1 protein-coding gene is annotated in these 359 nt (G+C 56.3%); it reads left to right on the top strand.

Features of this window, described 5'->3' with window-relative positions; genetic code table 11:
* A partial coding sequence (locus HMPREF2604_RS04445; RefSeq protein WP_305764407.1) for an rRNA adenine N-6-methyltransferase family protein occupies window positions 1-359 on the top strand: 359 nt, incomplete at both ends.

The following is a 359-nucleotide window of genomic DNA, read 5'->3' as shown; positions in this document are numbered from 1 at the left end:
GTACCAAGGTCTGCTTTCCGGCCACAGCCAAACGTTGACGGGGGGATCTTAGTGATCCGCCGGGTGGGTGACCCGAAGATTCCGATAGAGCAGCGCAAAGCCTTTCAGGCGATGGTGCACACCGTTTTCACTGCCCGGGGACGCGGGATAGGGGAAATTCTCCGAAGGGCAGGGTTGTTTTCATCACGTTCAGAGACACAATCATGGTTGCGCTCGCGAGGAATCGACCCCGCGACCCTACCTCCCAGATTGCACACCAACGACTGGATCGATCTCTTCCAGGTGACTGGTTCCTCTCTACCTCACCATCGACCCATTTCACCATCGGGAAGTAGTCAACGACCTCCTCAACGGAAAAA

It is taken from the genome of Corynebacterium sp. HMSC055A01 (genome assembly GCF_001809405.1).
GTDB classification, from domain to species: Bacteria; Actinomycetota; Actinomycetes; order Mycobacteriales; family Mycobacteriaceae; genus Corynebacterium; species Corynebacterium hesseae.
Note: the sequence above shows the minus strand (reverse complement) of the source record. Positions and strands in the feature narration are given on the sequence as shown.